The organism is Alkalibacterium sp. s-m-28, assembly GCF_054658175.1.
In genome coordinates, this window is sequence record NZ_BAAGIQ010000104.1 from 1 (window position 1) to 6,158 (window position 6,158).

At 33.7% G+C, this 6,158-nt stretch carries 5 protein-coding genes; all 5 read left to right on the plus strand.

Going from position 1 to position 6,158, the window contains the following annotated elements; genetic code table 11:
- The first annotated feature begins 150 nt into the window (after window positions 1-150).
- The 5 genes from ACYQ4S_RS10375 (at window position 151) to ACYQ4S_RS10395 (ending at window position 5,876) form a co-directional block, all read left to right on the plus strand.
- Window positions 151-1,137 (plus strand): LacI family DNA-binding transcriptional regulator, encoded by a 987-nt coding sequence (locus ACYQ4S_RS10375; RefSeq protein ID WP_459770991.1) that lies wholly within the window; start codon window positions 151-153, stop codon window positions 1,135-1,137.
- A 127-nt stretch (window positions 1,138-1,264) separates the two neighbouring features.
- A complete protein-coding gene (locus tag ACYQ4S_RS10380; RefSeq protein ID WP_346025229.1) occupies window positions 1,265-2,590 on the plus strand; it encodes an ABC transporter substrate-binding protein in 1,326 nt (441 codons plus the stop codon).
- 117 nt (window positions 2,591-2,707) lie between these two features.
- Window positions 2,708-3,577, plus strand: coding sequence for a carbohydrate ABC transporter permease (locus ACYQ4S_RS10385; protein ID WP_346025231.1), 870 nt, complete (start codon window positions 2,708-2,710; stop codon window positions 3,575-3,577).
- Entirely contained in the window at window positions 3,567-4,409 is an 843-nt protein-coding gene (locus ACYQ4S_RS10390; protein ID WP_346025228.1) for a carbohydrate ABC transporter permease, read from the plus strand. Before ACYQ4S_RS10385 ends, ACYQ4S_RS10390 begins: the two co-directional genes overlap by 11 nt.
- 6 nt (window positions 4,410-4,415) lie before the next feature.
- On the plus strand, window positions 4,416-5,876 hold the full coding sequence (locus ACYQ4S_RS10395) for a glycoside hydrolase family 32 protein (protein WP_346025227.1): 1,461 nt from the start codon (window positions 4,416-4,418) through the stop codon (window positions 5,874-5,876).
- Window positions 5,877-6,158: the final 282 nt, after the last annotated feature.

Consider the following 6,158-nt stretch of genomic DNA (forward strand, 5'->3'; position numbering starts at 1 on the left):
GTTTGTTTTAGTGAACTTCATTTTATCAGATTAAGGGGGGGAAGAGGTGCCTTTTTGTATTTTAATTGATAGAGCAACGATAGTTGCATTAAAACAACACGAAAAAACAAAAAAATTGGTAATTACTTCTGAAAAAAAGGGAGAAAAAGTATGAAAAATACCACTATAAAAGACGTTGCTAAAAAAGCAGAAGTTTCTGTAACTACTGTATCGAGAGTACTTAACAATAGAGGATACATTAGTGATGAAATGAAAGATAAAGTCATGAAAGCAGTAGATGAGTTAAATTATACACCGAATGAAATTGCAAGGTCTTTTTTTACAAATGAAACCAAGTTTATTGCGTTGATTATTCCGACTACTAAAAATCCTTATTTCGGGGAATTAACTTTCCATATTGAAAAGTTGCTTGCTCAGAATGGTTATAATTTATTTATCTGCAATAGTTTAAATGATATAAAGAATGAGAAGAAGTATTTAAAGTTATTAAAAGAAAGAAGAGTAGATGGCATAATAGTGGGGTCTCATAATATTGATATATCTGAATACAAGAACTTAGAAAATAAAATCGTGTCAATTGAAAGAGAAATTACTCAGGAGATTCCAATAATTCAAAGTGATAATTATCTGGGTGGAGAATTGGCTACAAAAGAATTAATCAATAATAGCTGTAAAAGCATATTATGTGTTGTTGGAGATAAAAATATACTAACCCCAGCAAACGATCGATCTGAAGCATACAGAAAAGTAGTCTCTGAGCATGGATTAAAGTCCAATATAATTGAAATTCCTTTTAACTATTCTTTTGATAAAAAGATTGAAATAATTAAGTCAATTTTATTAACGGAAAAGTATGACGGGGTATTTGCAGGAGACGATGTGATGGCTAAACTCTTTATTAATGCTGCAAAAGATTTAGGTATTGAAATCCCGAAAAAATTAAAAGTAATAGGTTTCGATGGAACAGAAATGATAAGGCTTTTAAATCCTGAAATAAGTACTATTAGACAGCCCATAGACCTTCTTGCTAAAGGCGCTGTTGAAGCGTTAATTAATTTAATAAATGGAAGAGAAGTTGAAAAACAAATTATTTATCCTGTAGAGTTAATTTCTTCAAATACGACTAAGCTAACTTAAATATTGCTAGTGCAGTAGAGTGTACTAGCAATATTTAAAAAAGAATATGTCAAGCGGTTGACATATGAAACCGGATGACATATACTTTAATTGTTAAATAAAACGGTTTCACATAGGAGGAAATAATATGTTGAATAAGCTTAAGTTACTTTCTTTATTAGGTACGGGATTTTTTATGCTTGGATGTGGAAATGGAGAAAACAATGAGAATGCTGATTCTTTTGACTCTGAAACCCCAGATGGTCAAAGTGGAGATGCAAATGAAATAACTATGTGGGTTCAATTTTCTGAAGAATCTGCTGAAGGTCAAGTAATGGTCGATTCGATTAATGAGTTTAATGAATCTAACGAAGATGGATTGACAGCTTCAGTAAGATACATTCCCAGAAGTGGGGCTGGTGGAGGTTACGAGGATGTAATTAATGCTGCATTAACTACCGACACATTACCAGATGTTATTACATTAGATGGGCCAAATACAGCAGCTTATGCTAATTCTGGAATACTACAATCTCTTGATGGAATGTTATCCAATGTAGATGATTTTTTACCTAGTATAATTGAACAAGGTACGTTCGAAGATGAATTGTATGCTATCGGGTTTTCAGAATCAAGTGTAGGCGTCTTCTACAATGAAGATATGTTACAGGAAGCAGGAATTGATACATCTAACTTACCGACCGTAGATAATCCGTGGGACTGGAATGAATTTAATGATATGTTAGAAACTTTACATGGATATTTTGATGGGCCTGTTATTGATGTTGGTTTTGATGATCAATCAGAATGGTTAATGTATGCATTCTCACCATTCGTATGGTCAGCTGGTGGAGAAATTACAAATGAATCTGGAACTGAGTCTGTTGGATATTTCGATTCAGAAGAGACTGCATCAGCTTTTGACTTTATTCAAGGTTTAGTAAGCGAAGGCTACTCTACAATCACACCAGTTGATTTTGGCTTCCATACTGGAGAATACGCTCTATTGTTGAGTGGTTCATGGACAATACAGCAACTTGAAAGTGAATATCAAGACATAGAGTACGGTATCATGCCGTATCCTGTTTCTCCAGAAACAGGAGAGTTAGTAAGTCCCACGGGTAGTTGGGCGTACGGCATGACAACTTCAACTGACAACCCTGAAGGTGCTGCTGCTTTAATTGATTTTCTAACTTCCGAAGAGCAATTGTACAATATGAGTATGGGGAACTCAGTTTTACCTGCTAGACAGTCTGTAGCTGATAGAATGCTTGAAGAGGTAGATGAGCCAATGCAAGTCTTAATTGAGCAAAATTCACGTACCGGGCGAGCAAGACCTGTATTAATTAATTATCCTCAAGTAAGCAGAACCTTCCAAGAAACTGTGACAGAAGTATCTTATTATGAACAAAACCCAGATGTTTCAGAGTTACTAGATTTAAAAGCGCAAGAGATAGAAGGACATTTAGAATAAGCAGTTAAAAGCTAGGCTTCGCTCAGCTTTTAGTTCTATGTTAGACAAGGGGGAAGTTGAATGGTTACTAAATCTGATTTATTAAATACTAATACTAGAAAACTCAATAAAAATATGATGAAAGAAAATATTATTGGATATGCTTTCTTATTGCCGGCTTTAATTATTATTGGTTTATTTATGTTTTTACCATCTATGATGTCTTTATACTATTCATTGACTGATTATCATATGCTAACTCCTCAATTAACTGAATTTATTGGTCTTGAGAATTTCAGAAGAATGTTCAATGATCGTTTAATGAGACAAAGCATTATGAATATTTTTCAGTTTGTTATTTTCATTATGCCTATTCAAGTTGGGACTGCATTAGGTTTAGCGCTATTAGTAAATCGAAGAAGTAGAAGTACTTTATTTTATAAAGTAGCTTTCTTCTCACCTGTAGTTATGTCACTAGTTGTTGTTTCAGTTCTTTGGCTGTATCTTTTAAATCCCTCATCTGGATTAATAAATGGAATATTAGTAAGGGTGGGTGTTTCTCCTCAACCATTTTTAAGTAGCCCGGATCAAGCGATGTATGCAATTATAGTTGTGTCGGCTTGGCAAGGGGCGGGATTTCAAATGCTGATTTTTCTAGCCGGTTTACAGAATATACCCAATGAAATTTACGAAGCAGCTAGAATAGATGGTGCTTCTAAGTGGCAACAATTTTTAAATGTAACATTACCTATGCTTAAGCCAACATCTCTATTGATTCTTACAACAACTTTGATTGATGCATTTAAGTTGATTATTCAGCCTATGGTAATGACACAAGGGGGCCCTTTGAACTCTACGATGACCCCTGTGTACTATATTTACAGAACTGGTTTTACCGATAGACAAGTAGGTTTTGCCAGTGCATTAACAGTTGTATATGGTGGAGTTATAATCATGTTCACCTTGCTTCAGCGTAAGTTCATAGGAGGGGACACAAATGAGCAATAAAACGCAATCAATTCTATTTCATATTTTAAGTATTATGCTGGCTATTTTATTTATCTTTCCATTAGTGTGGATGATAGTATCTTCCATGAAGCCAGAAGCAGAAATTTTTCGTGATATGGGAACAATTCGAGCATTTCTTCCTGCGGGGCATGTTAGTGAATGGTTTACACCATATGATGCAATCTTTAGTCGTTTTAATATTGTTAGATATATTTCAAATAGTTTATTCTATGCTATTAGTGTAACTTTGGGTTCAATAATAGTGAATTCGTTGGCGGGATTTGCGTTTGCAACAGTTGACTTTAAGTTCAAAAAAATCATATTTGCATTAATGATAGCTTTGCTGGTAATTCCAGGTGAAACAATAATAATTACTAGATTTGTAGTTACCCAACGTCTAGGGGTGTTAGACACTCCATTGGCTGTAATTTTACCTTTAATTTCTACTCCGCTATATATTTACATGTTCACTATTTTCTTTAGAGCAATATCAACTGAATTGCAGGAAGCGGCAACACTAGAGGGAGCCTCTAAGTTTCAAATTTACTGGAGAATAATGTTACCCATGTCTAAACCAGCTATAGCTACAGTTGGGACCTTGTCTTTTATTATGAGCTGGAATGACTATATTTGGCCACTAATGGTACTGACAAATTCTCAGAGACATCCTTTACAGGTAGCTATAACTAATCTCAACAATACTGAACCAGTGTATATTAACCAAGTGATGGCTATCTTAACTATTTCAACTATTCCTTTGATTTTAATATATGTCTTTTTCCAAAAATACTTAGTACAAGGACTTAGCAGTTCTGGAACAGGAGTGAAATAATAAAATATGAATTATTCTTTAAATAACGCAAATCAAATTGTAAAAGAAAAAAAGAACGAGGTGAATAAGCAATATTATCCAACATTTCATTTTGCTCCAACAGTAGGTTGGATGAACGATCCTAATGGAGTTTCTTTCTATCAAGAATACTATCATTTATTCTATCAATACTATCCTTATGATTCGCAGTGGGGTCCTATGCATTGGGGACATGCTAAGAGTAAGGATGGATTGAAGTGGGAGCATCTACCGGTAGCTTTAGCTCCTGATGAGAACTACGATAAAGGGGGCTGTTTTTCTGGGAGCGCAATAGAAAAGGATGGGATTTTGTATCTAATGTATACAGGTCATTTGCCCAACGAAGAAGACGAAACACTAACTAGGCAAAATCAAAATATCGCTTTTTCTGAAGATGGTGTAAATTTTGTGAAGTATGAAAATAATCCTGTTCTTAGTGAAGAAGATGTACCTTCAGGAAGTTCTGTAGTAGATTTTAGAGATCCTAAAATAGTAGAAAAAAATGGTACCTATTATTGTGTGATTGGATCGAAGACTGTGAATAATGAAGGCCAAGTATTACTCTATAAATCAAATGATTTATTTAACTGGGAATTTGTATCAGTAGTATTGGAACATAATAAGTATTTAGGTTCTATGGTAGAGTGTCCAGATTTACTATTATTTGAGAAGAAACAAGTTTTTATGTTGAGTGCGATGGATTATACTGATGAAGTCACAAAGGTTTTTTATCCTCACATAACTTGGATAATTGAAGGAGAAATGGATTGGAATAAGTACAAGTTTGAAGTTAGTAAGGTTTATGAAATGGATAAAGGGCTAGACTTCTATGCTCCTCAGTCAGTAAGGATTGGAGAACAATATGTAGCTTTTGCTTGGATGCAAGGTTGGAATAGGACATTACCAACGCATGATAATAAACATCTTTGGGCAGGTCAAATGAGTCTTCCAAGAACTATCGCAGAAGAAGGACTTTCTCTTAAATTTAATTATCTGGAAAATATAAAAGATCAAATAAAAGAAGATCTGGTAATATCAAACTTTGATTTTGAAGAAGAACTTATTATAGGTAACCCAGTAGAGTACTTAAAAGTTAAAATTTCTAATCAAGTGATAAATAATTTTGAAATTACCTTTTCGAATGAACTAAATGAGCAATTAAAATCCATAATAGAAAATAATACAGTGGTATTTTCAAGAGAAAGCTTAAATGTCGAGATTAGAGACTATAAACAAGATAAATTGAGTGAGACAAAAAGAACTAATTATAAAGGAGATTTTGTTGATATAGAATTTTTTGTTGATAAATCGTCTATAGAGATATTTATCAATGGTGAATCATCTATAACGAGCACTTATTATATGGATTCTCCCATTACAAATGTACTATTAAGCTCAACGGACACATTAAAAATAGATACTATAGTTACTGGGGATATTTCCAAGTGATATGTACAATAACCTTTAATTAGGTGGTAGAAAGTGTATTAAGCTAATTTAAAGGCTACTGGGTTTTGCAGTCAAAAAAATAAACAGAAACTCCTGAATCCGGTCTAAGATGAACCGCGCTCAGGAGTTTTTATTTGACAAATGCATCTTGACAACTTTGAATTTGCCCAAAATTTATAACAACACTTTATATACCAAAAGCTCGAGGAATTCACATGTGGAAAACATGGAAGCCTCGAGCTTTTTGACTGTCCACAGCAAAAATCTGTGGACAAAATGCAC

Coding starts and splice junctions, on each gene's coding strand:
- ACYQ4S_RS10375 (WP_459770991.1), top strand. CDS start 151: ATGAAAAATACCACTATAAAAGACGTTGCTAAAAAAGCAGAAGTTTCT.
- ACYQ4S_RS10380 (WP_346025229.1), top strand. CDS start 1,265: ATGTTGAATAAGCTTAAGTTACTTTCTTTATTAGGTACGGGATTTTTT.
- ACYQ4S_RS10385 (WP_346025231.1), top strand. CDS start 2,708: ATGAAAGAAAATATTATTGGATATGCTTTCTTATTGCCGGCTTTAATT.
- ACYQ4S_RS10390 (WP_346025228.1), top strand. CDS start 3,567: ATGAGCAATAAAACGCAATCAATTCTATTTCATATTTTAAGTATTATG.
- ACYQ4S_RS10395 (WP_346025227.1), top strand. CDS start 4,416: ATGAATTATTCTTTAAATAACGCAAATCAAATTGTAAAAGAAAAAAAG.